The 26,622-nt window shown below is 50.5% G+C and carries 16 protein-coding genes and 1 tRNA gene; 10 read left to right on the top strand and 7 right to left on the bottom strand.

What is annotated here, in order from left to right:
• Nucleotides 1-32 precede the first annotated feature (32 nt).
• Both LVJ88_RS03795 and LVJ88_RS03790 read left to right on the top strand, forming a co-directional pair.
• Complete coding sequence (locus LVJ88_RS03795) at nucleotides 33-2,813, top strand: lactoferrin/transferrin family TonB-dependent receptor (protein WP_085356278.1); 2,781 nt, start codon at nucleotides 33-35, stop codon at nucleotides 2,811-2,813.
• 131 nt (nucleotides 2,814-2,944) lie between these two features.
• Nucleotides 2,945-4,459 carry a surface lipoprotein assembly modifier gene (locus LVJ88_RS03790; RefSeq protein WP_085418618.1) on the top strand — a complete coding sequence of 505 codons (1,515 nt, stop codon included), beginning with the start codon at nucleotides 2,945-2,947 and terminating at the stop codon, nucleotides 4,457-4,459.
• Between the two features lie 85 nt (nucleotides 4,460-4,544).
• On the opposite strand, the gene LVJ88_RS03785 is transcribed toward LVJ88_RS03790, so the two are convergent.
• The 5 genes from LVJ88_RS03785 to glyA all read right to left on the bottom strand — a co-directional run bounded on the left by LVJ88_RS03785 (nucleotide 4,545) and on the right by glyA (nucleotide 12,134).
• Nucleotides 4,545-5,147, bottom strand: a complete 603-nt coding sequence (locus LVJ88_RS03785; protein ID WP_085418617.1) for a thermonuclease family protein — start codon at nucleotides 5,145-5,147, stop codon at nucleotides 4,545-4,547.
• A gap of 370 nt (nucleotides 5,148-5,517) precedes the next feature.
• Nucleotides 5,518-6,174, bottom strand: a complete 657-nt coding sequence (locus LVJ88_RS03780) for a hypothetical protein (protein WP_054598958.1) — start codon at nucleotides 6,172-6,174, stop codon at nucleotides 5,518-5,520.
• Nucleotides 6,164-6,904, bottom strand: a complete 741-nt coding sequence (locus LVJ88_RS03775; RefSeq protein ID WP_085418616.1) for a hypothetical protein — start codon at nucleotides 6,902-6,904, stop codon at nucleotides 6,164-6,166. The genes LVJ88_RS03780 and LVJ88_RS03775 overlap by 11 nt, the downstream gene beginning before the upstream one ends.
• Before the next feature lie 106 nt (nucleotides 6,905-7,010).
• Nucleotides 7,011-10,637: a transcription-repair coupling factor gene (mfd, locus tag LVJ88_RS03770; RefSeq protein ID WP_085418615.1), complete on the bottom strand. Its 3,627-nt coding sequence runs from the start codon at nucleotides 10,635-10,637 to the stop codon at nucleotides 7,011-7,013.
• A gap of 246 nt (nucleotides 10,638-10,883) precedes the next feature.
• Nucleotides 10,884-12,134, bottom strand: a complete 1,251-nt coding sequence (gene glyA / locus LVJ88_RS03765; protein ID WP_085418613.1) for a serine hydroxymethyltransferase — start codon at nucleotides 12,132-12,134, stop codon at nucleotides 10,884-10,886.
• A 392-nt stretch (nucleotides 12,135-12,526) separates the two neighbouring features.
• On the opposite strand from glyA, the gene recN reads away from it, so the two are divergent.
• On the top strand, nucleotides 12,527-14,197 hold the full coding sequence (gene recN, locus LVJ88_RS03760) for a DNA repair protein RecN (protein ID WP_085360558.1): 1,671 nt from the start codon (nucleotides 12,527-12,529) through the stop codon (nucleotides 14,195-14,197).
• A 272-nt stretch (nucleotides 14,198-14,469) separates the two neighbouring features.
• Here the strand turns inward: recN and LVJ88_RS03755 are convergent, their stop codons facing one another.
• Both LVJ88_RS03755 and LVJ88_RS03745 read right to left on the bottom strand, forming a co-directional pair.
• Nucleotides 14,470-15,975, bottom strand: a complete 1,506-nt coding sequence (locus LVJ88_RS03755) for a surface lipoprotein assembly modifier (RefSeq protein WP_085418612.1) — start codon at nucleotides 15,973-15,975, stop codon at nucleotides 14,470-14,472.
• 568 nt (nucleotides 15,976-16,543) lie between these two features.
• Nucleotides 16,544-19,696, bottom strand: coding sequence for a right-handed parallel beta-helix repeat-containing protein (locus LVJ88_RS03745; RefSeq protein ID WP_233127605.1), 3,153 nt, complete (start codon nucleotides 19,694-19,696; stop codon nucleotides 16,544-16,546).
• A gap of 729 nt (nucleotides 19,697-20,425) precedes the next feature.
• On the opposite strand from LVJ88_RS03745, the gene pheS reads away from it, so the two are divergent.
• From pheS to prfA, 7 genes are all read left to right on the top strand, one after another.
• Nucleotides 20,426-21,415, top strand: coding sequence for a phenylalanine--tRNA ligase subunit alpha (gene pheS, locus LVJ88_RS03740; RefSeq protein WP_085418627.1), 990 nt, complete (start codon nucleotides 20,426-20,428; stop codon nucleotides 21,413-21,415).
• Nucleotides 21,416-21,548: 133 nt separating this feature from the next.
• Entirely contained in the window at nucleotides 21,549-21,938 is a 390-nt protein-coding gene (locus LVJ88_RS03735) for a hypothetical protein (RefSeq protein ID WP_085418633.1), read from the top strand.
• Nucleotides 21,939-21,956: 18 nt separating this feature from the next.
• The gene (pheT, locus tag LVJ88_RS03730) at nucleotides 21,957-24,320 is read left to right on the top strand and encodes a phenylalanine--tRNA ligase subunit beta (RefSeq protein WP_085418634.1); all 2,364 of its coding nucleotides are present in this window, start codon (nucleotides 21,957-21,959) and stop codon (nucleotides 24,318-24,320) included.
• A 75-nt stretch (nucleotides 24,321-24,395) separates the two neighbouring features.
• Nucleotides 24,396-24,698, top strand: coding sequence for an integration host factor subunit alpha (locus LVJ88_RS03725; RefSeq protein WP_054598949.1), 303 nt, complete (start codon nucleotides 24,396-24,398; stop codon nucleotides 24,696-24,698).
• Nucleotides 24,682-25,008, top strand: coding sequence for a hypothetical protein (locus LVJ88_RS03720; RefSeq protein WP_085418635.1), 327 nt, complete (start codon nucleotides 24,682-24,684; stop codon nucleotides 25,006-25,008). Before LVJ88_RS03725 ends, LVJ88_RS03720 begins: the two co-directional genes overlap by 17 nt.
• Before the next feature lie 36 nt (nucleotides 25,009-25,044).
• A tRNA-Pro gene (locus LVJ88_RS03715) sits at nucleotides 25,045-25,121 on the top strand.
• A gap of 382 nt (nucleotides 25,122-25,503) precedes the next feature.
• A complete protein-coding gene (prfA, locus tag LVJ88_RS03710; protein ID WP_085356270.1) occupies nucleotides 25,504-26,580 on the top strand; it encodes a peptide chain release factor 1 in 1,077 nt (358 codons plus the stop codon).
• The last annotated feature ends 42 nt before the right edge of the window (nucleotides 26,581-26,622 follow it).

Below are 26,622 nucleotides of genomic sequence, written 5' to 3'. Positions count from 1 at the left end.
ACAATCATAAATCAATACAGCAGACAACCATTATGTTTACTACTCATCCCTCACCACAGCAAAAAATCATCGTAACTTCGTTATCCCTATGTTTTGCCGCATTTTCCGGCAACCTGCACGCTGCTGACCAAGCGCAAACCGAAAGTGCGGTCGAACTCGACACCGTGTATGTAACCGCGCCCAAAAAAATCAACCGCAAAACCCAAGAAGTTACCGGCTTGGGCAAAGTGGTTAAAAATGCCGAACAGCTCGAAAAAGAACAAGTGCTGAATATCCGCGACTTGGTACGCTACGACCCGGGTATTTCCGTGGTAGAACAAGGCCGGGGCGGCAGCAGCGGGTTTTCCATCCGCGGGGTGGACAAAAACCGCGTACAGGTATCGGTGGACGGCATTCCCCAACTGCAATCCTATGCCGACACCACTTCGTCCAGCGGCGGCAGCGGCTCCATGAACGAAATCGAATATGAAAACGTATCGGCCGTAGAAATCAGCAAAGGCAGCAACAGCGTTGAAGCCGGCAGCGGCAGCTTGGGCGGCTCGGTAAACTACCACACCAAAAACGTCGGCGATTTTCTTCAAGAAGGCGAAAAATGGGGGCTGACCGGCAAATCGGTTTACAGCAGCAAAGACAAACGATTCGCCCAAACCCTCGGCGGCGCGTTCAGCTATAAAGGTTTTGAAGGTTTGCTGCAATACACCCACCGCAAAGGCAACGAAATCAACATCCACAAAGATGCGGGCAACACCAGCCAATCGTTTTACAAACAACATGTTTACGAAGACAAATACGACCTGCGCGGAGAGCCGGGCCTCTTGAGCAACAATATGTTCCGTTTTGAAGACGAACCCGATGTTATCCGCCACAAATCCACCCCTACCCGCTCCGACTTATGGCAGCCGCAAAGCCGCACCGAGCCTTACACGCCCGAAGAAGAAGCCCAGCGCAGCCATGCGATGCGGCACAAAAAAGAAACCGTTTCAGCCAAAGAATACACCGGCAGCAACCGCATCCGCCCCAATCCGATGGAATACCGCAGCGGTTCGTGGTTGGCACGTTTGGGCTACCATATTTCTCCGCAGCATCATATCGGCTGGTTGACGGAACACACCAAACAGAACTACGACAGTCGCGACATGCGCTACCCCTCCTACTACCCGCCTTTATCCAAACCCATCTTCGAGCTGAACGATGACGGCGTTTGGCGCAACGATCTCCGCGAAGGCTACTCCAAGCTGCTGTGGTCGCGCGCCCGCTTCTTGCAAGAGCGGCACAGCAAAATGCGTAACGGCATCGCCTACCGCTACAAACCTCAAGAAGGCGGAACTTGGGCCGACGCTTTAGAGCTGAGCATCGACCGCCAAAACATTAAAACCGACACCGGAACCGTTCACGCACACTGTTCCCGCTATCCGGATTACAGCACAACGCTCAACTGCGCCCCCAGCAAAGACAAACCCGGTTCTTTTTTAAGTGAAGAGCAAATCGACTACACCGAAAACCATACGTTGTTCAACACCAAATGGAACAAAAAATGGCAGTGGGGGCGCAGCAAACACGACGTTCAAATTGCAGCCGGCTACGACCATTTCGATTCGAGCTTTGCCAAAGCTTTCCGCGAAACCTCTGCACAGAAAAACCAAGTCAGAATAGGCACGGAAACCCGCGTTATCAACGGGCAAAAGCGCGTCATCGACATTTATAAAGACTTGGGTACCGTTATAAATGATGTATATCCCTGTATCGATTGGAAGATCGAAACCTGCTCGCGCAAACCGATTAAGGGCAACAGCTATTATCTCGCCCTGCGCGACAATATAGCCTTGGGAAAATACATCGATCTCGGCCTCGGCTTGCGCTTAGACCGCCACCGTTTCCGCTCCGAAGATGTTGCCATTAAAAACAAAAACTACACCAACCGCTCGTGGAATGCCGGCCTCGTTGTCAAACCCAACAGCAGATGGGCGCTTTCCTACCGCGCCTCCAACGGCTTCCGCGTGCCCAGCTTCCAAGAGCTTTACGGTTACAACGTGCCGGGCATCCCGCGCGACAGCAAAGTCCACTACGTTGCCGATTTGGAGCCGGAAAAATCGTTCAACCAAGAATTTGGCCTCACGTTTAAAGGCAACTTCGGCAATATCGAACTGAGCATGTTCAACAGCCGCTACCGCGACCTGATTGCCTATGCCATCACCAAAACCGACAAAAACAATTACCAAAATATCGGTAACTTCAACCTTCAAAACACCGATCTGAACGGTATCAATATCCGCTCGTCGATAGACTTGAACGGCATGTGGAGCAAACTGCCCGAAGGCTTGTCGTTAAACATGGCCTACAACCGCATCAAGGCCAAACGCCTGTTTAACAACCACCCCGAACGCTACACTTGGCTGGCCGACTATCCGCTCGAAACCATCCAGCCCTCGCGCTATGTGCTCGGGCTGAATTACGACGCCCCTTCCGAAAAATGGGGAATGTCGATGAACTGGATACACTCGCGCGGCAAAAACCCGCAGGAACTCATCAGCAAAGCCTATTCGGATACCGGCCCTACTATCAACCGCGCCGTTACCAAAGCGGCGACCAAACCGTGGACAACCGTCGATTTGATCGGCTATTACCGTCCGTGGAAAAAAGCCACCCTGCGAGCGGGCATTTATAACGCCATGAACTACCGTTATCTGACTTGGGAAACCGTGCGCCAAAGTTCTATCAACTCCCTGTCGCAGCAAAAAGTACCCGGTTCCGACTACCAACAGTTCGCCGCACCCGGCCGCAACATTACCGTAGGGTTTGAAATGAAGTTCTAAACAACAGGCTTTAAACACTAAAGGCCGTCTGAAAAACATTCAGACGGCCTGAGCCGTGCCACAGCGCACACCATATCGAACCGACCTGCGGTTTATTACACCGCTTATCTTACTTCACGACATCACATACCATGCAAACCGACACACACCGTTCAGGCCGTCTGAAAACGAGCTTTGCGAGTTTCGCTAAAACCGGCAAAGCCGGTTTCGCCAAAACGAGCTTCACCACTGCCTTGTTACTGTTCACATGCACCGCAACGGCACAAACACTCACGCCCGAACAAAAACCCGAACCCGTCCAACCCGAACTGCCCGAACTAGTATCCGAACAGCCCGTATGGCAACCCGCCGAAGCAGCCCCCGCCCCCATACAGGATATCGACGAAGCCACCCTGCTCGCCCGGCCGCAACTGCTCAACCTGCTGCTGGATAAAAGCGTATTGCGCAACGACTTTGACGGCATCGGCGTATTACTGCCCGTTTACCGCAAACTGCCCTCAAGCAACCGCGACCCCATCCTTTTGCAATTGGCCGAAAGCAAACTGGCCATGCACCAAGGCCGCTTCGGTGAAGCCGTAGCCGGGCTCCGCAACCTGATTGCCGAAAAACCCGAGCTAAACGTAATCCGCATGTATCTGGCGATTGCCCTCTTCTACGACCGCCAAGACCTCGCCGCCAAAGACCAATTTACCAAACTTCTCGCCCAATCCGACCTGCCCGAACCGGAAAAACAAGCCATCAACCGCTTTCTCGACGAACTGCGGCAACGCCACCGCTGGCAATTCAGCGGCGGAGCCAACTACACCTACGAACCCAATATCAACAACGCCCCCATCGTCAAACAACAAGGCAATCTCGACACCCGATCGCAACCCGAAAGTGCCCACGGCGTCAGCTACCGTCTCGGCGCAGAAAAAGACTGGGCGCTGCCGCACGGCTTCACCGCCAAATTCAGCACCGACATCCACGGCAAGCACTACCCCGCGCACAAACAATACAACGATCTGCTGGTTAACACCGCCGCCGGTATCGGCTACCGCAACGCCCGTTTTGATGCCGAAATCATGCCGTTCGTTTCCAAACGCTGGTGGCGGGGCGGCAAAGAAGAAAGCGGCCTGAAACCGTATTCCGAGAGCTTCGGCGCCACCCTCGGAATAAGTACCCGCCTCGACCGCCGCTGGCGGCTGAACCAATACGCCCGCATCGAAAAAATCAACCACGAACACCGCTTCCGCTTCGACGGCATGCGCCGCCAAACCGGCCACACCCTGATTTACCAATCCAACCCGCGCCAAGCATGGTTCGGCGGATTGGATTTCCAGCGCGAAACCCTACACGACCCCGACAACAGCAACCACCAATGGACGGCATCGCTGGGCTGGATACAGGAATGGCCCAAAGGCTTCAGCACCCGCACCCGCGCCGCATGGAGCAAACAAACCTACCACGCCCCCATGCCTTGGCCGATTCAAAAAACCCGAAAAGACCGATCCTTGCAGCTCAACCTTTCCGTATGGCACCGCAATATCCATTTCTGGGGCATTACCCCGCGCATCACTTGGCAGCATGCCCGCAACAAGAGTAACGTGTTTCTCTATGATTACCGCAAACAGAATATGTTTGTAGAATTTTCCAAAACATTTTAAAGCCCTCTCAAGCTCGCAAAAATTCAGGCCGTCTGAACATTTCAGACGGCCTGCTTAGCCCTTGCATTTACAGAAAATCAAAGATTTACCACAGAAAAAAGCGGTTCGGCCGCTCACGTTCCGTCTTACGGAATGCCCACGGTGCCTGCGGCTCCCTATCCCGCCACAAGCCGAGCCGTTGGTTGCGGGCAACCGCCTCGGCATAAGCGTAGGCGGCAAAATCCTGTTTGTGCTGCCTGCGCTTGGCGATCGACGCATAGTGCCAAGCATAGCCCTGTTGAATCTGCATTAAATTCACATCCTGCCGCTGCACCCACACTTGCGCCACTTCCCGACCATAACGGTCAATATCGAAAATACGCACTTCTGCGGTTTGCCCCCAAACGGCCTTTTCCAACACCCTGCGGGCAGCCTGCCCGTGTGCCTGCTGCAATTCCGGTGCATCAATATAAGCCAGACGTATTTTGTGCTTTCGGCCGTGGGTATCGATCATTCTCAGCGTATCGCCGTCTGAAACCGCCGTAACCACACCTTCGTAATATCGGACGTAAGATTCGTTCTTCTGCTTCTGCCCGGCCGGTTTGGCGGTGTTGCGGTAAGATTGCCACCACGAAAACAAATCATCGGCGTGGAGATTGCCGGCGGTAAAGCAGCAAAGCAGAAGCAGAAATGCAGTTTGGCGCGTCATAAAACGTTTTAGAGATAAGTACAAAGACAAGCAGGATAACGTCTAAGGCGGTTCGCTGGCAATCACAGACCAAAACCTTTGCGCCTATCTTCCGCGCATTTCTGAGTTAGGAGCTGCCTGCCCGTTTGCCTATGATGCGATATGCCTGCACCCGCTACGCAGCTGCGCATTGAACTGCACTTACATCGGGAGGGTTGGTAAAAATCACAGGCCGTCTGAAAACTGGGTTTCAGACGGCATTTTGAAAACAATACATTCCCCAACACATAATGGCGGCGGAAATTGGGCATGACGTTTTCCTTTTTTTGTGTTTTGTTTATTGGTTTTTACCATTTGTAGGGTGGGCATCACCGCCCTACGGCAATTGGTTTTATTTGAGAATGCTTTCTAAGTTTTCGTATCGAACAATAGCTTTATCTAAAGCAGAATCGGGAACCACTTCCCATGGTTCACCATGTAACAAGCGGTAAACGGGGTCGATGAGAATTTGCTTAACATTAGCTGCGTTGATGCTTAATAAATCAACACTATAGTGCCAAAATTTATCGCCATAATCATAATTTGACCAAATTAATTCATTTTTTTCTAAAGATAAGACTCCCGGAAAATCACCCAAATACCAATTTTTATCAATTGGATATCGAACATAAAAGTCATCAAGGCAGTGACGTAACTCTGAAGAACTGACATGAAGAATAGGCCGCGCCTGTTGTTCGGGAATTGCGGTGCTTTCTCCGAAGAACGAAAATTGAAAGTTAATAAATCTGTGAGCCTTATCATCTATCAACTTTCTTGTTTTTTTCTTAAATATAGCAATACTCAGATTATCCCAAGGAAATAGCCAAGTACTTTCAGATTGCGTACAAATATAGTCTATATCTCCTATTTGAAATTCTGTACTGTTCGATAAAAAATCATTTAATTGTTCGGATAATAATCTGCGTAGTGCTTCTACCTCTTGGAAAAATTTTTCCAATTCATTTAAAGCCTGACTGATTGCCACGCCTTGCTGAATATTACTGTTCATCTGTTACTCTCCAAGTATTATTTAAAATCGGTACATTAATTTGAGTGAAATCAAAGATGCGAAAATGGCTATTTTGCCATTCCGAATCGGAAGGCAATTTTAATGCAGAAAAAGCATAAAACTGTTTTATTTTTAGAGCATTTAATAGCTTGCTCAAATCCTGCATATATAAAGCATATGAGCCATGATTATGCTTACATTCCGATAAAACGATACCCAAAAATTGTTGCCAAGTGAGGGCATGCCAAGGAAGTCCTTTTTGTTTGTGATAGAAATCAGGATGAATCATATCGGCCAAATAAATCAGATGCGTTTCTCCTTCTTGAAAGCAAGCCCACTCCCTCTCTAATTGATCGTGCCCGAAATGCGAGTAAGCTCCCCACTTCAGTTCAACAATATAGCTTTCTTTTTTACCATCCACCTCAAAATAAACCAGCATATCGGGTTCGGTCACTCTTTCCGTGTTATCTGTCCACTTATGTTTTCTACGTTCCCAAAAAACGATTTGGTGACTGACATGCTGAATATCGTTTGGAATGCTTTGCTTTGATAGTTTCCGAAAAAAACGGTACACGTCAAAAGCGTTGAGATATTTCATTACCCCGAAAATGGTCGAAGTAATTTCATCTTCTTTAGGTGTATGGATGCGTTTGTTGGCAGATAAAAGCGCTTCTTTTTTAGCTCCTTTCAACCAACGGCTGCTTTTGCCTTGAATAATGGCATGAAGCATTTGGTCGTCCTTTCTTTATTTAGCAAGCGGCGGGCAAGGATGCCCGCGCCACAGCTGGTTGAAGCCGTCTGAAATTTCAGACGGCCTTTTCTTTCCGGTAGCCTGTTTACTTCTCCCCCAATTTCTTCAAAACCGCTTTCACCGTTTGAATCCGTGTTTCCACATCTTCCATCACCGCGCTTACGCGCAATTTGTCTGCGCCGGCCATGCGGTAGTTTTTGTTGCTTTGCATCAGCAGGATAATCTGCGCGGGGTCGATGTTGTGGTGTTTGCCGAAGGTGAGGGTAACGGCGTCGCTGGTGGCGTCGATCGCGTCTATGCCCATTTCTTTGGCAATCAGGCGGATGCGGTGGCTTTCGATCAGGGTTTTGACGGGTTGTTCGGGCAGGCCGAAGCGGTCGACGAGTTCTTCGTGCACGCTGTTGATTTGGCCTTCGGTTTCGCAGGTGGCGAGGCGTTTATAGAGCACTAGCCGCTCGTGGATATCGGGGCAGTAGCTTTCGGGCAAGAGCGCGGGGCTGTGCAGTTTGATTTCGGTGGTAACGCCCAGCGGTGCGTCGATGTCGGGCTGGCGGCCTTTTTTGAGGTCGCGCACGGCTTGTTTGAGCATTTCGGTGTAGAGGGTGAAGCCGACCTGCATCATTTCGCCGCTTTGCCCTTCGCCGAGGATTTCGCCTGCGCCGCGGATTTCCAAATCCTGCATGGCCAGCGTGAAGCCTGCGCCGAGTTCGTCGGCGGCGGAAATGGCATCGAGGCGTTTTTCGGCATCTTTGGTGATGTATTCGGGCGTGAGCAGGTAGGCGTAGGCTTGGTGGTGGCTGCGCCCGACACGCCCGCGCAGTTGGTGCAGTTGGGCAAGGCCGAATTTGTCGGCGCGGTTGATAATGATGGTGTTGGCGTTGGGGATGTCGATGCCGGTTTCGATGATGGTGGAACACAGCAGCAGGTTGAACCGCTGTTGCAGGAAGTCGCGCATCACTTGTTCGAGTTCGCGTTCGCGCAATTGGCCGTGGGCAACGCCGATGCGGGCTTCGGGCAGCAACTCTTGCAGGCGTTCGCGCATGTTTTCGATGGTTTCGACTTCGTTGTGTAAAAAGAATACTTGCCCGCCGCGTTTGAGTTCGCGCAGCACGGCTTCGCGCACGCTGGCTTCGCTGAAGGGTTTGACGAAGGTTTTAACGGCCAAACGGCGGCTGGGCGCGGTGGTGATGAGCGAGAAATCGCGCAAGCCTTCGAGCGCCATGCTGAGGGTGCGCGGAATGGGGGTGGCGGTGAGGGTGAGGATATCGACGTTGGCGCGCAGGCGTTTGAGTTGCTCTTTTTGGCGCACGCCGAAGCGGTGTTCTTCGTCGATAATCACCAAACCCAAGTTTTTGAATTGGATGTCGTCTTGCACGAGTTTGTGCGTGCCGATAACGATATCGACCGTGCCGTCGGCCATGCCGGCGAGCGTGGCTTTGGTTTCTTTGCTGCTGTTGAAGCGGGAAAGCTGGGCGACTTTAACGGGAAAATCGGCGAAGCGGTCACTGAAATTTTGTGCATGTTGTTCGACCAACAGCGTGGTGGGGGCGAGCACGGCCACTTGTTTGCCGCCCATCACGGCCACGAAGGCGGCGCGCAGGGCGACTTCGGTTTTGCCGAAGCCGACATCGCCGCAAACGAGCCTGTCCATCGGCTTGCCTTGGGTGAGGTCTTGGAGCACGGCGGCGATGGCGGCGGCTTGGTCTTCGGTTTCTTCGTAGCCGAAGCCGTCTGAAAAGGCTTGGTAGTCCAATTCGTTAAACTGGAATTTAAAGCCTTCTTGTGCGGCGCGTTGGGCGTAGAGATTGAGCAGTTCGGCGGCGGTATCGCGCGCTTTTTCGGCGGCTTTGCGTTTGGCTTTGCTCCACGCGGCGGTGCCCAAGCGGTGCAGTTGCACGTTTTCATAGGCATGGCCGGAATAGCGGCTGATCAGGTGCAGCTGCGACACGGGCACATAAAGCTGGGCTTCGTTGGCGTATTCGAGCAGCATCATTTCGGTGCTGCCTTCACCCAAATCCATGCTGACCAAGCCCATATAGCGGCCGATGCCGTGCTCTTCGTGTACCACGGGGTCGCCGATGTTGATTTCGGCCAAATCGCGCAAAAGGCCGTCTGAAACTTGGACGTGTTTCTTGCGGCGTGCGGTGCGGCTGCGGGCGACATATTGGTAGAGGTCGGATTCGGTGATAACGGCAAGGCCGGTTGTAGGCCGCGACATTTGTGCCGATTGTGTTTTGTCGGATTCGAGAATCCGACCTACTTCGTCCGGTTCGTGTGTCTGACCAACATTTTCAGACAGGCTACCTGAAAGGCCGTCTGAAAGATGGGCTGCCGTAGGTCGGATACTTGTATCCGACATTTGCGCTGATTGTGTTTTGTCGGATTCAAGAATCCGACCTACGGGTTCGGCCGATTCGGAAACACCGCCCGCGTTTTCAGACGGCAGCTGAAACCCGTACGCCAACTGCGTGACGGCAATGCACAGCGGCGCATCGCTGTTTAAAAACGCCTGCCAGCCGTCCACGCTTTTCGGTTTCAGACCATGCTGGGCAAAAAAGCCGAGCATGGTTTCGCGGCGGCCTGCGCTTTCGGCACACAACAGAATCCTGCCCTCAAAGGCCGTCTGAAAACCGTGCAGGGCGGCGAGCGGGGTTTCGGATTGGCGGTTCACGGCCACATCGGGCAATTGGTGCTGCTTGCCGTGAAAGTCGGGCAGGATTTGCGGATAAGGTTTCAGACGGCCTGCAAACTGGTCTTCGCTGAGATACAAATGCTGTGGATGCAAAGGCGGGTAGGTATCATCGCCCTGCGCCATCGCATAACGGGTTTTCACGTCCGCCCAAAAGCGCGCAGCTTCGGCGTGCACGTCGCCGAGGCACACGACAACGGCTTCTTCGCCGATATAGTCGAACAATGTGGCGCATTCGTTTTCAAAAAACAGCGGCAGATAATATTCCACGCCCGCACCGAAATGGCCGTTGCTCACGGCTTTGTACACGGTGGCGGCGTTGTAGTCGCCCTCGATTTCTTCGCGGAAACGGCTGCGGAAGATTTTTTGCGCGTCGTCGTCGGTCGGGAACTCGTGCGCGGGCAGCAGGCGGATTTCGCTTACCGGAGCAAGCGTGCGCTGGGTGTCGGGGTCGAAAGTTTTGATGCTGTCGATTTCATCGCCGAACATATCGAGGCGGTAGGGCAACTCCGCGCCCATCGGAAAAATATCCAAAATACCGCCGCGCACGGCAAATTCGCCGGCGGCAATCACGTTGGAAACATGGCTGTAACCGGCTTCCACCAAGTTTTCGCGCAACGCGTCGATATCGAGCGTTTGACCCGTTTTCAGCCAAAACGTGCGCCCGAGCAGAAACGACACCGGTGCGAGCTTCTGCATGGCGGTGGCCACCGGCACCACCAACACGTCGGCCTGCCCGTTTTTCAGCTGCCACAAGGCAGAAAGCCGCTCCGAAACCAAATCCTGATGCGGCGAAAAACGTTCGTAGGGCAGCGTTTCCCAATCGGGCAGAAACACCGCCTTATCCTGCGGGCGGAAAAACTGCCACGCGGTTTGCAGCCGCAAAGCCTGCTCCACGTCTTGCGTGAGAATGATTTTTACAGGTTGTTCAGGCAGGCATTCGGTAAGCATCAAAGGCAGGCTGCCGCGCGAAAGGCCGAGCCAGCGGGATTTTTGGGCGGGGGCGGGGATGGGATAATTCATATGGATACGGATAGCAGTTTAGGCCGTCTGAAACATTTTCAGACGGCCTGTGTTGAAGATGCGCTTATTTTATCAGATTCGTTTGAGTGTATTGGCACAAGACTTCGGCCGCAGCATATCGTTCTCGTGCCTTTTCCTGTTTTCATACCGCTGCATTATAGTCAACCCGCTTAAGCATAAAAAAACGCCGTCTGAAAATATCCTTTCAGACGGCATGTTGCTATCAATCCGACGGATTCAAACCGATTAGGCACCGTAAACCGGATTTTTCTCACACAAAGCGGTAGCAGCTTTGGCTACACGCTCCAGCGTGGCTTGGTCTTCGGGGTTTTCCAGCACATCTGCAACCAAATTGGCCAACTCGCGGGCATCGGCTTCGCTGAAACCGCGGGTGGTAATCGCTGCGGTGCCGACGCGAATGCCGGAAGTAACAAACGGTTTTTCGGGGTCGTTCGGAATGGCGTTTTTATTGATGGTGATGTGCGCTTTGCCCAAGGCTTCTTCGGCGGCTTTGCCGGTAATGTTTTTGGAACGCAAATCCACCAAGAAAACGTGGCTTTCGGTGCGACCTGAAATGATGCGCAAACCGCGTTTCACCAACTCTTCCGCCATAGCCGCGGCATTGATTTTCACTTGTTTGGCGTATGCTTTGAACTCCGGCTCCAACGCTTCTTTAAAGGCCACGGCTTTGGCGGCAATCACATGCATCAGCGGGCCACCTTGCAGGCTCGGGAAAATGGCGGAATTGAGGGCTTTTTCGTGCGTGTTGTCGCGGCACAGAATCACGCCGCCACGCGGGCCGCGCAGGGTTTTATGGGTGGTGGTGGTAACGAAGTCGGCATAAGGCACGGGGTTGGGATATTCGCCGCCGGCCACCAAGCCTGCGTAGTGCGCCATATCCACAAATAAGTATGCGCCCACTTTGTCGGCGATTTCGCGGAACTTGGCCCAGTCGATTTGCAGGGCATAGGCGGAAGCACCGGCCACAATCATTTTCGGTTTGTGTTCCAAAGCCAAGCGTTCTACTTCGGCGTAATCCAGCACTTCGTTTTCGTCCAAACCGTAAGTGATGGCGTTATACAGTTTGCCGGAAATATTAACCGATGCGCCGTGGGTTAAGTGGCCGCCGTGTGCCAAGCTCATGCCGAGAATGGTGTCGCCGGGTTTCAGCACCGAAGCGTACACGGCTTGGTTGGCTTGCGAGCCGGAATGCGGCTGCACGTTGGCGTATTCGGCGCCGAAAAGTTTTTTCACGCGGTCGATGGCCAGTTGCTCGGCGATATCTACATATTCGCAGCCGCCGTAATAGCGTTTGGCGGGGTAGCCTTCGGCGTATTTGTTGGTTAGCTGGCTGCCTTGCGCTTCCATCACGGCGCAGCTGACGTAGTTTTCCGAAGCAATCAGCTCAACGTGATCTTGCTGGCGTTGCACTTCTTTGGCCATCGCGGCGGCAAGTTCGGGATCGTATTGCTCAATGGTTACGCTTTTTGAAAACATGGTTTGAAATCCTTCAGATGTTGGGAAAAATCAAGCAAAAAATCGGAGCTATTGTAACTGAATTTACTGCACCCGCGAATGAAAAAATCAGATATTGTTAACAAAACACGTTCATAACCCGCCCCTGCTCCCTACCCTTTTTCCAGCCTGCGCTTATTTCTTATTTTGATGAAAGCCATTCTTTCCGTTGGTAAAAAATTATTCTTGCTTTCTCTTCCGAAATCCTGCAAAACAGGCAATCAAACTGTTTCAGACGATTACAAAATGCCATAAAATCAATCAGATTCGATTACCATCAACAAAAACTTATTCAAACTACGATAAATCTTAGTTATAATCAGATTTTCTAAACCAACTCATTTTCAGACGGCCTCTCAACCGAAGGAAATCCGATGCTTTTGGCACTTTCATTACGCGATTTTGTCATCGTAGAAAAACTGAATCTCAACTTTCAAAACGGCTTTACCGTGCTAACCGGCGAAACCGGCGCAGGCAAATCGATTACGCTTGATGCCATCGGCCTGCTCTTGGGCGACAAAGCCGATTACAGCCAAGTCCGCACCGGAGCCAAAGAAGCGCAGCTTTCCGCCCTATTCGATATCGGCGGCCTGCACCGGCTGAAACAGAACCTTTACGAACAAGGGCTGATTGAAGAGGGCGACGACGAACTCAGCATCCGCCGCATTATCGACGCCAAAGGCAAAAGCCGCAGTTTCATCAACAACCAAACCGCCACCCTCGCCCAACTCAAAGCCATCGGCGGGCAGCTTATCGACATCCACGGCCAAAACGCCCACCACTCGCTCAATCAGGAACCGGCTCAACGCCAGTTGCTCGATGCCTTTGCCGGCGCCCAAAAGCAGGCTGAAACAGTGAAACAGTGTTACCAAAACTGGCATAACGCGCAAAAAGCACTTAGCGAAGCACAAAATCAAGCTGAGAATATGGCCATCGAGCGCGAACGGCTGGAATGGCAATTTAACGAACTCAACCGTCTCGACCTCAAACCGGGCGAGTGGGAACACCTTAATCAAAGCCACAGCAGCTTATCCCATGCTGCCGAATTATTGCAGGCTGCCGAACAGACGGCCGACTACATCAACGGCGACAACGGCATGCAGCGTCAACTGTACCAATGCCAGAAAATGTTGGATTCTCTGCAACAAATCGAACCGCGCTTTGCCGAAAGCCTGAATATGCTGGCCAGCATCGAAGCGGAACTCAGTGAAATCAGCGCCAATATGCGTGATGTTGCCAACCGGGTCGAAATCAACCCCGAAGAATTGGCCGAACAAGAACGCCGCATGGGTGAACTGATGTCAACGGCGCGAAAATACCGTGTCGAACCCGAAGAGCTGCCCGCAAAACTCGAAGAATTAAGCAACCGTCTGCAAACCCTGCAGGCCGCAACCGATATTGCCGCACTTGAATCTGCCGTAGCACATACCGAAGCCGAATATATGGAAGCTGCACAAACCCTTTCGGCCATGCGCCATCAGGCCGCCGCCAAACTCAGCAGCGAAACCACTGCCCACATGCAGCAATTGGCCATGAAAGGTGCCCAATTCCATATCGAATTATTGCCCGTCTCCCCTACCGCGCACGGTTTGGAACAAATTCAATACCAAGTTGCCGCCAATGCAGGCAGCCCGCTCAGACCGCTGAACAAAGTTGCATCCGGCGGCGAACTTGCCCGCATCAGCTTATCTATCCAAGTGGTTACCAGCCAATACACCCAAGTGCCGACTTTGATATTTGATGAAGTCGATACCGGCATCGGCGGCGGTGTTGCCGAAACTGTGGGTAAGGCTTTGCGTTCATTAGGTAAAAAACACCAAGTGTTGGCCGTTACCCATCTTCCTCAAGTCGCCGCATGCGGAGAAAACCACTGGCAGGTGCACAAACACAGCCAAGATGGGAAAACCACCAGCGAAATCAGTGTGCTTGATCAAGCCGGACGCATTCAGGAAGTGGCCCGTATGCTCGGCGGAGAAACCATTACCGAAACCACCCGCAGCCATGCCGCCGAACTGCTCGACATGGCATCCGCTCAAGAGGGGTAACGCAACCGTTTAAAAGCGTAAAAAAAATGGCTTGATCACTCTGTTGAAACGCTATGATCAAACCGCTTGCTTATAGAGAACGATCGTGCAAGCTGCTAAAGCGGCCACAGAATCGGTTTCATACTACCTGCACTGTCTCGGCTTGCTGCCGTGTATAAAAATTAGTTGATTGGCTATATATTTTTCAGGCAAACAAATCGAGGCCGTCTGAAACAATTTTATTCAGACGGCCTCATTCAATTCACACCATTCAATTTAACGCCTTTGCTTGGTTAAAAGGTTTTGCCCAGCTCGATAAACATGCGGTTTCTATCGTTACTGTGATAAGGATCATTGCTGGATGTGCGTTGGTGGCTAAATGTCAAACGGGGAGTCAAACCTTCATAATGAACCGCGCGGTGCCAAATTGAAACCGATGTATTCAACTCCTTATCCCGACGTTTTGCCCCTGCACTGAAAAAGCTCGGCGTTTTATAAAAGCGTTTGGCCACTCCGACCTGCCAACGGGTGGACAAACCGCCCCCCCATTCCTGACCCCAAACGGCACGCAAACCATAGCGGTTAAAATCATCCGAACGGTCGTCGCGGTTGCGTTCTTGATAAAGGTCTGCGCCGCCCAGCCAATATTGTCTCGCACTGCGTTGATACATCAAAGAACCGCTGGCAAAACGGCTGTTGATATCGGAACGTTTGCGCTTCTGGTTATTGAGACGCGAGGCTTCTATTGCAGTGAGGCTTTGCAAATTATGCGTTTGCCAACGGTTCCAGTGGATACGCGCACCGCTGGAATAACTGTAAGCGTGCTTACCGTAAATACGCCGCTCGTGAAAAGGAGTCAGCCCGATATCATTGCGTTGGTCTGCGTAACCCAAACCGGCCGAAACACGCGCCGTGTCGTCGTTATAACGTGAATAAGAACGGTAAGCCTTCCCAGCCAAGTCCACTCCGGCTTTGGCATACAGCCCCTTTTTCAGCGACCATTTTTTCTCCGCACCAAACTGGTAGTTAAAACCCGTCGCATTAATCGGCTTGTCAAACGTCCAACCGTCGAAACAGCTGCTTTGCGGATTGTTTTTCCGGCGGCTTTCGCACTCTTGTTGAGATAAATGCCTGCCCAACTGCTGCTGCTTCGGAGCCTGATTGATATTTTGCTCACGGGTAATATTGAAGCCGCCGTAAATCTGCCACGAATCACGCTGGCGCAATGCTTTTCGGTATGCCTCTACCCGCTGAAGCACAGGCTCGGGCAATTCTTCGGTCTTAAGCCTGTCGAATTGGTCTGCCGCCGCTTCATTTTGCTGGTTCTCAAACAAAGCTTGTGCCAACTGCAAGCGGATTATTGATGAATCAGGCTGGGTGGAAATCAAAATACGGTAAAGCTTAACCGCTTCCCCCGCTTTACCGCTGTATTGATAAACCAAAGCCTGACCGAACAAAGCCATTTCCTGGTCATGTTTCGGCCATTTACGGTAAATCGGCAGCAATACCTTGATACCTTCGATGTTTTGAGCCATTACGGCAGAATACATGGCTCGGGACAATAATTCCGGATTTTCCAGCAGCGTTTTTTCATCTACCTCGAGCACTTTTTCCTGCTTAGGAGGAGCCTCTACCTCCGGCTTCCCCGTCTGTTGAAGTAGAGAAGGTTCCGCGGGATGAAGATTTAATTTCATCTCCGGATTAGGCAGCGGAAGTTCATCGGCGGGCGCGGGAGCAGGATTGGCAAACGCTTGGGAAAACAACCCGCTTATTGAAAGGAAAAGCAATGCGTATTTCATGATATATATTAAGCAGATGATTGATCGGCTGAGACCTTTTGCGCTCCCGTCTGCGGCGCATTTCTGCATTATGCGCTACCCACTTGCTCAGCCTATCGTATGATAGGCCGGCACTCGTTGTGCTGCTGCGCATTGAACTGCATCGGTATTCGGGATTTTGCAAAGGCTTCCGGCCTTTTATTGAACGTTAATTTAACCAAGATAATTTAAGGCATATCGCCATCGGGCGTTGCAACGATTTTGGCTGCAACGCCCGATAACGACATGCTTTAGAAAATCTGTCTTTACATTTCGAAAATCATTTTAACACAGACATACAAATTATATATTCCATTTTTGTTTCTTTTTTGATTTTCAATGCAATTAGATTGTCGGCAGGCTTAGGGTGTTTACACTTTTCAAAGCCAAAGGCTTTTGTTTTTACTGAAAAATGATTTTTGTGCTTTGCAGCATAACATTCGGCAAAGGCTTCCCGCCTGTCAGATAAATCTCAAAAATCTGCAAACGGTGCTTGTATGCCAAAACGAAAAGTGTAAACAATACCTAATCATCCGCAAACAAACTGCTGTTAAACAACGTAGGCCGCTGCCGATTCATCCTGCCATTGCCCTGCCTGAACATTGAGCACGCTATATTCCGGCACGATCACATTTTCGGCAAATGCCGTCGTATTCTCTCTTCCCAACAAACCGGAAAGATTCAATTCGGTTACAGCAAGCAGGTTATCCAACTTGGCTGTATCCTGCGGTTCGGCCAAGAATATCTCGTTTTGCTCTCCCGTTTTCAGCACCACCGATTCGGAACGCTCCGATTGTGCAGAGCTTGTTTGGCGGTCAACGGGAATTCCCGAAATGCTGTCCGTGCCGATGTCCCATAGATTGGCCGTATTGCCATCATCATGAACAGCCCCAGCTGCCGGCGCAGTAATATGCTCTATTTTAGCCAGCGCTTTATTATTGTGGGTATTGTCATCGGCAAACACATCAACTTTGCTGCGCTCGATCCAGCTGCGGTAAAGTTGGCCTTTGAGGTCGGTGGTAATATCGTTGCCGTAAGCATGCAAATCCGGCGTTTCGCTGCCTGCACGTCCTAACACGCTGATCAAAGGCTTGTTCATGTTGCCGTGAATTTCAAAGTTGTTGTTGTTCACATGATAGCTTTGGGCATTGCCTATCATCTGAATGCCTTCGATGCTGCCGTCGGACTGCTTGCGTATGGTCAAATCATTACCTTCGAAGGTTACTTTTCCGCGCAGCTTACCGTTATTGCTTTCTTCGTTGATAAACACGGGCACGGTTCCCGACGGGATCACGCCGATGCTCATTTTATTGCCTGTGATATTGATGTCGCCCGCACCCGAACCTTTATCGCCCGTTACACGGTCGCGGGTATTGTTGATTACGGCAATCATGTATTTGGTCGATTCGCCTTGAATCACGTTATTGCTGATATCCAATTGATAGTGCATCTTCTGTTCGTGATTGCGGAATTCGATACCGTAAGTATGCTGGGCATTTTTATACATTTCCAAATTTTTGATGGTATTACCGTGAATTTCAAATTTACCCGTAGCACTGCTGTTTAAATCTTTAAACTGCGTATTGGTCTGCACTTGGATGCCGGAATAGCCGTGATAAGTGTATCGAGGATTGTCGCTTACCGCCAAACGGAATGTAGGATCTTGAATAATGGTGTTATCGGCAATCTTTACGGTATCCATTGTAAATTGGCGGTTATAAACCGAAATACCATACAGCCTGTCGCCGATTAAGGTGTTGTTTGCAATTACAACGTCGTCGCCGTCATGAACATCCAAACCTTTGCGGTAGTTGTGGTCTGTCGTGTTGTTCGTATATGTAATGCCGTAGTTGTAACTGCCGGCCATGCTTGCAATACCGTAACCCGTGCCGCCGTCGGCTTCGTGTCCGTTCCACGCCAGTTTGTTGCCGCTGGCCACAAAATCTTTTTGATACGCAACCAAGGCGCCGGCTACACGGTTGTGATGCAGATAACTGTCGACAATGCGGTTGTTTTCGCCTAAAGGCAGATTGTCGTAGTGTTCGTCTACTTCTTTCCAAATCAATCTGGCTTTATAGGTTCTGCCTTTCGCACTTTCGGGGTCTTTCTGCAAAGCCTGCGTTGATGTGAAAAACACGCCCGCACGGTTTGCGCCGGATACTTCTACTTTGCTGATCAGCGTGTTATCGGCATCGTTAACCAAAATACCGTTTACCTTGCCGAAATAGCTTTGGCCTTTGCGGTAAAAATCAGGGTGGGTGTATTTCACCGACAAATCGGCAATGGTTTTATTGCTTTGCCCGTCCACCAAAATACCGGCAAAATCGCGCACATCGTCTTCGTTGCTGTTCGGATTGAACACCCCTTTTTGCGCTTTATCGAAAGACACAACGGTTTTGCCCATGCCGTCGCCAAAAATACCGGTAACACCCGAATTTGCCTTATTAAAAACAATTTGGTCGGAAATATACAGTTTGCCGCTCAAGCGCACGGCTACTTTTTCTTGATGGGCGGCTGCGAGCGCATTATTAATCGCAGCCAAGCTGTCGGTTTTACCGGTTGCATCGGTACCGAACTCTGCCGCATCGATATAACGGCCGTACTTTTCATGCTGGTAAATATAGAAATGCCCGTCTTTACCGAAGCGCACTTCCATTACTTCGCTGTCGTTATTGCCTACTTTTTCCAATGAATCCGGCGATGTAGGCTCGGCCTGATCAACAGGCTTCACAACCGCCGCATTTTCAACCTCGGCAGTTTTTTCCGGTTCCTGATTTTCGGCTGTGTTTTGATCTATAACCGAAGGCGCATCTTCAGTAGGAGCCACTTCCGCCGCCTCTTCCGAAACTTCTACCGTATCGGCCTGCGCCACCTTTTCAGACGGCTTGTCCTGCTCTACCTCTTTGGTTTTCTCTTGATCTGCAACCGAAGGCGCATCTTCGGCAGGAGCTACTTCCGCCGCTACTTCCGAAACTTCTACCGTATCGGCCTGCGCCACCTTTTCAGACGGCCTTGCTTGCTCTATCTCTTTGTTTTCCTCCTGTTTATCTGCAGGCGGCGCCACATCGACAACGGTCGGTTCCGCATCGTTTGTGGCGATAAACAGTTGTGCCCCGCCACTGTTTTTCTCTTCAGACGGCATCTTGCCAAGCGGTGCTTCTTCTTTACGGTTAACCTTAGCAGGCGCAGAAGGTGCGGCAGCTTCATTCGAAGACTTGCCGCCTCCGCCACCTCCCGCCAACGCACCAATCAAACCCGCTCCGGCCAAACCGCCCAAAGCAACCGCCAATTTGTTTACCCCGCCCGACGACGAACGGCCAACCGTAACTTCTTGCGCCAACAAAGCCGTTTCGGGCACTTCTACTTCATAATAATGCGCATTGCCCTTTGCATCGAAAGCAAACACCCGGCTGCCGTTCTCAGGTTTGGCATATACATAGTAGTCTTCAATCACAATATCCGGCTGTGCTGCTGCAGAATCTTTCGCGCGGATATGCAAATGATTACCCACCTGCACCAATTCGATATTTTCAGGCACCAAGCCGGTATCTTCATCTGCCAACCGATAAACGGCATGCGCTTCTGCCCGAATATACAAAGGCTTACCCGACCCTCTGTGCGCGTTGTATTGCACAACACCTTCCGCATCCACAAAGCGTCCGCCAACCAACCTGCCCACAGAAACAACGATCTGATTAGACATCTTAAAAATCTCCGTAATATGAATATTTATTTTTTATTTATAAAACAATCAGATATATTAAAAATTACTGAAAGGCAAACTCAAAAAAAACATTTATTAACAATTAATAACATTTATTAATTTTTTAACCAATATTTAGCTTGAATAGCAATCAATATTCTTAATTCATCATTCAAATACACATTTAACAAGCACAACCTTCAACCAACCAACAAAACAACAATATGTTTTTTATATTAATTTTATTAATCGATATTCAAAAACCAATTTGTAAAAGTAACTTTATTTATTATTTACAAATTAAAACAAAAGGTATCACTAATGACAAAATCATGCAAATATTTAATTGGAATTTTCAACATCTTGGGATATTTACAACAACCTATCCCAACCGGGCCGTCTGAAAATACTTTTGCCGGCCATAAAAAACAGCCGGCGTGCTTTTTCTAACCAAGCACCTTCCGGCAATAAATAAAAAATGTTTACTATTCATCATATTAGAAGAGGAATACGCTATACCCGCCCAAACGCTACTCGCTATCAACCGGGCACGGCCTATCTCTCTTTTTGCTTTAGCCTGCTGTTTTTTAGGTGTAATTTGCGTTACAATAGCCCCCTTTAAAATTGAAGCGGAACGCCTTATAAGGCTGTCTGAAACAGTTTTCAGACGGCCTTTGTTTGTTAACCCTTGCCGTCCGCACCAAACCACAGAAAAACGAATCAAACATCATGGAAAATGTAAACAGAATCGTTGCAGAAGGCATTGCAGCCCTTAATGAAGCCCCGGATTTTCAAGCATTAGAATTAGTCAAAGCCCGCTACATGGGCAAAACCGGCGAACTGAACGCCCTTTTGAAACAGCTCGGACAAATGCCTCCCGAAGAGCGCAAAACCGTCGGCGCCCATATCAACGAATGCAAAAACCGCTTTCAGACGGCCTATAACGAAAAACGCGATGCCCTCAACGCCGCCCAGCTGCAAGCCCGTCTTGCCGCCGAAGCATTAGACGTTACCCTGCCCGGCCGCGGCCAAGTTTCAGGCGGCCTGCACCCCGTTACCCTTACCCTCCAACGCGTGGTCGAACTCTTCCACGGCATGGGTTTCGACGTGGCCGACGGCCCTGAAATCGAAGACGATTTCCACAACTTCCAAGCACTGAACATTCCACAAAACCACCCCGCCCGCGCCATGCAGGATACCTTTTATGTAGAAAACGGCGACGTATTGCGCACCCACACCTCGCCCATCCAAATCCGCTACATGCTGGACAAGAAAAATCCGCCCATCCGTATCATCGCCCCCGGCCGCGTTTACCGCGTAGACAGCGATGCCACCCACTCGCCCATGTTCCATCAGGCCGAAGGCTTGTGGGTGGAAGAAGGCGTAACCTTTGCCGATCTCAAAGCCGTATTTACCGACTTCATCCGCCGCTTTTTCGAACGCGACGACTTGCAAGTACGCTTCCGCCCGTCGTTTTTCCCCTTTACCGAGCCTTCCGCCGAAATCGACATCATGGGCGACAACGGCAAATGGCTGGAAGTGGGTGGCTGCGGCATGGTGCACCCCAACGTATTGAACAACGTCAACATCGACTCGGAAAAATACACCGGCTTTGCTTTCGGCATCGGCCTCGACCGCTTCGCTATGCTGCGCTACGGCGTCAACGATTTGCGTTTATTCTTTGATAATGATTTGAATTTTTTGAAACAGTTTAAATAAATAAGTCCACTACCAAATTAAAATTATATAAATATTGTTATTTACTATTTCAGTGTTGTGACAAAATTCAAACTTAAATTTATTTAAATAAGTTATTGAAAATTTGATAACTTTCCAAAAGGATTTAAAAAAAATGAATCAAGAGTTCAAAAATAACTTAGGAAGTGCAACGTTTATATTATGTGTTGTCATAAGTGGTTTGAGTTACTCTTTCAAAGATCAAATACCATCAGAGTATTTAGGTTTTGCATGTGGTATTGCCTCTATTTCCTTGTGGGAATTTATAAAATCCCTCTTTACAAATCGTAAGTCATTAGTGACAGTATGTGATTGGCTAATGACTATCATTTCTATAGGTATAGGTATATTGTTTGTAATCGCTCTTAATACAAATTCATTAATAGGGCTTGACAAAGGGGCAAAATTTGATGGTACTAATATTAGCATTTGGTCATTAATGTTTTTCATAGGTTCAACAATAATGTCAGAACTTATATCTTGGCTAAAAAGTGAATTGAAATAACATAATTGAGATCAAATCATGCAATTTTCTTATTCGTGGCTCAAAACCCAAGCCGACACCCGTCTTTCAGCCGATGAATTCGGTCATTTATTAACCATGTCCGGCCTTGAAGTGGAAGAAGCCGAAACCGCCGCTCCTGCATTTTCCAATGTGGTGGTTGCCGAAGTGAAATCGGTAGAAAAGCACCCCGATGCCGACCGCCTGAATATTACCCGGGTAGATGCAGGCACGGGAGAGCTGATTCAGATTGTTTGCGGTGCGCCGAATGTGAAAGCGGGCATCAAAGTGCCCTGCGCCCTGCCCGGCGCGGTGCTGCCCGGCAATTTCAAGATCAAGCCGACCAAAATGCGCGGGCAAGTTTCAAACGGCATGCTATGTTCTACCAATGAACTGGGATTGCCCGATGACGGCATCGACGGCCTGTATATCCTGCCCGACAATGCACCCGTCGGCGAAAATCTCCGCAATTATCTGGACTTGGACGACACCGTATTTACGCTGAAAATCACGCCGAACCGCACCGATTGTCTAAGCATCAAAGGTTTGGCGCGCGAAACCGCAGCATTAACGGGCTGCGCGTTCAATCAGCCTGCCATTCAGACGGCTGCGATCGGCAGCAGCAAAACCCAACCTGTGCGCATCGATGCCCCCGAAGATTGCGGTCGCTTTTTGAGCCGCGTGATCGAAAACGTCGATGCTCAAGCCGCCACGCCCGAATGGATGAAAAACCGTTTGGCGCGCAGCGGCATCCGCAGCATTTCCGCGCTGGTGGACATCGGTAACTATGTGATGTTGGAAATCGGCCAACCCATGCACGTTTTTGATGCCGACAAACTTTCGGGCAGCATCATCGTGCGCCGTGCCAACGAAGGTGAAACGCTGGCTTGCCTGAATGAAAAAACCGTTACCCTATCCGACAACACCTTAGTGGTTGCCGACGAAAAAGGCGCGTTGAGCATGGCCGGTTTGATGGGCGGCGAAGCGAGCGCAATTTCAGACGGCACCCGCAATATCGTGATCGAATCGGCTTGGTTCGCCCCTGAAATCATTGCCGGCAAATCGCGCCAATACGGTTTCGGTTCCGATTCATCTTTCCGCTTCGAGCGCGGCGTGGATTTCGAATTGCAACGAGATGCCATCGAACGCGCCAGCGAACTCATTTTGCAGATTTGCGGCGGTCAAGCGGGCGAAATCGTAGAAGCCGTCGGCAAACTGCCCGAACGCAAAACCGTATCCGTCCGTACCGAGAGAGTCGAAAAACTGCTGGGCGTAGCCGTAGATGAAGCGCGCATCGAAAGCATTTTGTCTGCCCTCGGCCTGCAACCGCAAAAAGTTTCAGACGGCCTGCAAGCTACATCGCCCAGTTTCCGCTACGACATCGAAATCGAAGCCGATTTGATTGAAGAAATCGCCCGCGTTTACGGCTACGAAAACATTCCCGACGATTACACTTCAGGCCGTCTGAAAATGATGGCGCTGCCCGAAACCCAACGTCCGCGCTTTGCCGCTTACCGTCAAATGGCTGCACGGGGTTATCAGGAAGTGGTCAGCTATGCTTTCGTTAACGAGCAATGGGAACGGGATTTTGCCGCCAACGAGCATCCTATCCGCCTGCAAAATCCGTTGGCCGCACAATACAGCGTGATGCGCTCAACACTTATCGGCGGGCTGGTAGAAATCCTGCAAAACAACCTCAACCGCAAACAAAACCGCGTGCGCGTGTTTGAAATCGCCCGCGTTTTCCGCAAAGATTCAGACGGCCGTTTCATTCAAAACGAACGCATCGGCGGCTTGGTGTACGGCTCTGCCCTGCCCGAGCAGTGGGGCGAAAAAAGCCGCCCTGTCGATTTTTACGACATTAAAGGCGACGTAGAAGAACTGCTGGCAGGCAAACATGCCGAGTTCGTCAAAGCAGAACACCCTGCCCTGCACCCCGGCCGCACCGCAGAAATTAAAATCAACGGAAAAACGGTCGGTTTCATCGGCGAACTGCACCCGCAATGGCTGCAAAAATACGATCTGCCCCAAGCTCCGCTGGTTTTCGAAGTAGATATGGCTGCCGTATTGGAACAGGAAAAAACCGTTTACCGGCCCGTTTCCAAATTCCAACCGTCCCGCCGCGATTTGGCCTTCGTGTTACCGGAAAGCACCGGCTATGCCGAACTGCATGCCGCGTTAAGCAGCGTCCGCAGCCCGCTGATTCAGGAAATCGCCCTGTTCGACGTATACCGAGGCACCGGCCTGCCCGACAACATGAAGAGTATGGCCGTGAAAATCATGCTGCAAGATATGGAAGCCACGCTTACAGACGAAGCCGTAGAGCCTCTTATAGCAGAGTTAATCAAAGCGGCTGAAAGTGCGGGGGCGCAACTTCGCGGCTAAAAAAAACCTTATTCACTTGAATTCTAAAAAAAAATTAGTAATAATCCCCACCTATTGAAAAACGAAGGTAATAATATGACATTAACGAAAGCCGAATTGGCAGATATTTTGGTAGAAAAAGTAAGCAGCGTAACCAAAAACGATGCCAAAGAAATCGTCGAACTCTTTTTTGAAGAAATCCGCGCCACTTTAGCCCGTGGCGAAGAAATTAAAATTTCCGGATTCGGCAACTTCCAGCTGCGCGACAAACCGCAACGCCCCGGCCGCAACCCCAAAACCGGCGAAGAAGTGCCGATTACCGCCCGCAGAGTCGTTACTTTCCATGCAAGCCAAAAACTCAAAGGCATGGTGGAGCACTACTATGACAAACAACGTTGATACCGTTCCTGTTATTCCGGCCAAACGCTATTTCAGCCTGAACGAAATGTGCGAACTGGTGCAAATCAGCCCTGCACAATTTTCCCAATGGCAGCATGAAAAAGGCGTGGTAGTAGGCTACGGCGGCAATAACTATACCCGTTCCGACGTATTAAAGCTGATCAAGCTCAAAGACACGTTTGCCCCTTTTGTAGATACTTTTACCCATAACGCACTGGATGCAGAAGGCAACCCTGCCATTCAAGCCGATGAAATGCGGGATGAACTGCAAAAAATGCTGGGCGAAATTGAAAAAACACTTGCCAGTTGAGTAATGTGACTTTATAATCACGTTCTCTTTTCGAGTCGGAGTGTGGCGCAGTCTGGTAGCGCACTTGCATGGGGTGCAAGGGGTCGAAGGTTCGAATCCTTTCACTCCGACCAACAATAAACAAAGTCAGCTACAAGTTAGCTGGCTTTTTTATTTATCGGTAAATCGCATTATCAAACGGCAACGATTTAGAAAAACGGCTGGGCTGTGATGAGTATGGTTGGTTATGTTTCAGCAAACCGGGCAATGCAGAAATAATCTCTCCGTATTTCCTCTACTCTATATAGCCAGCCAAACCGAGCCCTTGCCTAAACCTTTAGCATGAAGGCCGTCTGAAAAATTCCAGCCCTAGGGTCTGTTGGCATTTGGCTGATGAAGCGGTTTTTTGAGCAAAAATACCGCCATTAGGCAAATTGTCGACAGACCCTAACGCAAGCCGCTGTTCTTAGGTTTGTATATTTACTATTTTCAGACGGCCTCTATCGGATAAATATCATGAAACCATCAATTTTGGACAAACTTCAACAACTGGCCGACCGTTTGGAAGAAGTAACCCACCTGCTCGGCCAACCCGAAGCAACCGATGATATGGACAACTACCGCAAGCTGACCCGCGAGCACGCGGAAATCACACCGGTAGTGGAAGTATTCCGGCAATACACACAAGCGCAGAGTGATTTGGCAGATGCCGAAGAAATGCTGTCCGACCCGGAAATGAAAGACTTTGCCGCAGAAGAAATCGAAGCCGCCAAAGCGCAGATTGACTCTTTAGACACCGAATTGCAAAAGCTGTTGCTGCCCAAAGATGCCGATGACGATAAAAACATCTTCATCGAAATACGCGCAGGCACCGGCGGCGACGAAGCCGCGCTGTTTGCCGGCGACCTGCTAAGAATGTACAGCCGCTTTGCCGAACGCAGCCGCTGGCAGGTAGAAATCGTTTCCGCCAACGAAAGCGACTTGGGCGGCTATAAAGAAGTGATTGCCCGCATTGTCGGCTTAGGTGCTTACAGCAAACTGAAATTTGAATCGGGCGGACACCGTGTGCAGCGCGTACCCGCAACCGAAAGCCAAGGGCGCATCCATACATCGGCCTGCACCGTAGCAGTGATGCCCGAAGCAGACGAACTGGAAGAAATCCAGCTCAACCCTGCCGATTTGCGCATCGATACCTTCCGCGCATCCGGCGCCGGCGGCCAGCACATCAATAAAACCGACTCCGCCGTACGCATTACCCATCTGCCTACCGGCATGGTGGTGGAATGCCAAGACGGCCGTTCACAGCACAGCAACAAAGCCCAAGCCATGAAAGTATTGGCTGCGCGTTTGAATGATGCGCAAAAACGCGAAGCCCAAGCCAAAGAAGCGGCCGAACGTAAAAGCCTGATCGGTAGTGGCGACCGCAGCGAACGCATCCGCACCTACAACTATCCGCAGGGCCGCGTAACCGACCACCGCATCAACCTAACCCTGCATAAACTCGATTTTATTATGGACGGCGATTTAGAAGAGCTGACCACCGCTTTAATAGCGGAACATCAAGCCGAGTTGCTGGCCGAAATGGGTGATTGAGACGATCAAACCGTTAAAATTTTCGCCAAAATGTAAAAATCA

The sequence above is a fragment of the Neisseria dumasiana genome (assembly GCF_022870885.1).
Classification (GTDB): domain Bacteria; phylum Pseudomonadota; class Gammaproteobacteria; order Burkholderiales; family Neisseriaceae; genus Neisseria; species Neisseria dumasiana.
Note: the sequence above shows the minus strand (reverse complement) of the source record. Positions and strands in the feature narration are given on the sequence as shown.

What these genes read in the sequence shown, in the direction of transcription:
- LVJ88_RS03795 (WP_085356278.1), top strand. Translation starts at nt 33, where the DNA reads ATGTTTACTACTCATCCCTCACCACAGCAAAAAATCATCGTAACTTCG.
- LVJ88_RS03790 (WP_085418618.1), top strand. Translation starts at nt 2,945, where the DNA reads ATGCAAACCGACACACACCGTTCAGGCCGTCTGAAAACGAGCTTTGCG.
- LVJ88_RS03785 (WP_085418617.1), bottom strand. Translation starts at nt 5,147, where the DNA reads ATGACGCGCCAAACTGCATTTCTGCTTCTGCTTTGCTGCTTTACCGCC.
- LVJ88_RS03780 (WP_054598958.1), bottom strand. Translation starts at nt 6,174, where the DNA reads ATGAACAGTAATATTCAGCAAGGCGTGGCAATCAGTCAGGCTTTAAAT.
- LVJ88_RS03775 (WP_085418616.1), bottom strand. Translation starts at nt 6,904, where the DNA reads ATGCTTCATGCCATTATTCAAGGCAAAAGCAGCCGTTGGTTGAAAGGA.
- mfd (WP_085418615.1), bottom strand. Translation starts at nt 10,637, where the DNA reads ATGAATTATCCCATCCCCGCCCCCGCCCAAAAATCCCGCTGGCTCGGC.
- glyA (WP_085418613.1), bottom strand. Translation starts at nt 12,134, where the DNA reads ATGTTTTCAAAAAGCGTAACCATTGAGCAATACGATCCCGAACTTGCC.
- recN (WP_085360558.1), top strand. Translation starts at nt 12,527, where the DNA reads ATGCTTTTGGCACTTTCATTACGCGATTTTGTCATCGTAGAAAAACTG.
- LVJ88_RS03755 (WP_085418612.1), bottom strand. Translation starts at nt 15,975, where the DNA reads ATGAAATACGCATTGCTTTTCCTTTCAATAAGCGGGTTGTTTTCCCAA.
- LVJ88_RS03745 (WP_233127605.1), bottom strand. Translation starts at nt 19,696, where the DNA reads ATGTCTAATCAGATCGTTGTTTCTGTGGGCAGGTTGGTTGGCGGACGC.
- pheS (WP_085418627.1), top strand. Translation starts at nt 20,426, where the DNA reads ATGGAAAATGTAAACAGAATCGTTGCAGAAGGCATTGCAGCCCTTAAT.
- LVJ88_RS03735 (WP_085418633.1), top strand. Translation starts at nt 21,549, where the DNA reads ATGAATCAAGAGTTCAAAAATAACTTAGGAAGTGCAACGTTTATATTA.
- pheT (WP_085418634.1), top strand. Translation starts at nt 21,957, where the DNA reads ATGCAATTTTCTTATTCGTGGCTCAAAACCCAAGCCGACACCCGTCTT.
- LVJ88_RS03725 (WP_054598949.1), top strand. Translation starts at nt 24,396, where the DNA reads ATGACATTAACGAAAGCCGAATTGGCAGATATTTTGGTAGAAAAAGTA.
- LVJ88_RS03720 (WP_085418635.1), top strand. Translation starts at nt 24,682, where the DNA reads ATGACAAACAACGTTGATACCGTTCCTGTTATTCCGGCCAAACGCTAT.
- prfA (WP_085356270.1), top strand. Translation starts at nt 25,504, where the DNA reads ATGAAACCATCAATTTTGGACAAACTTCAACAACTGGCCGACCGTTTG.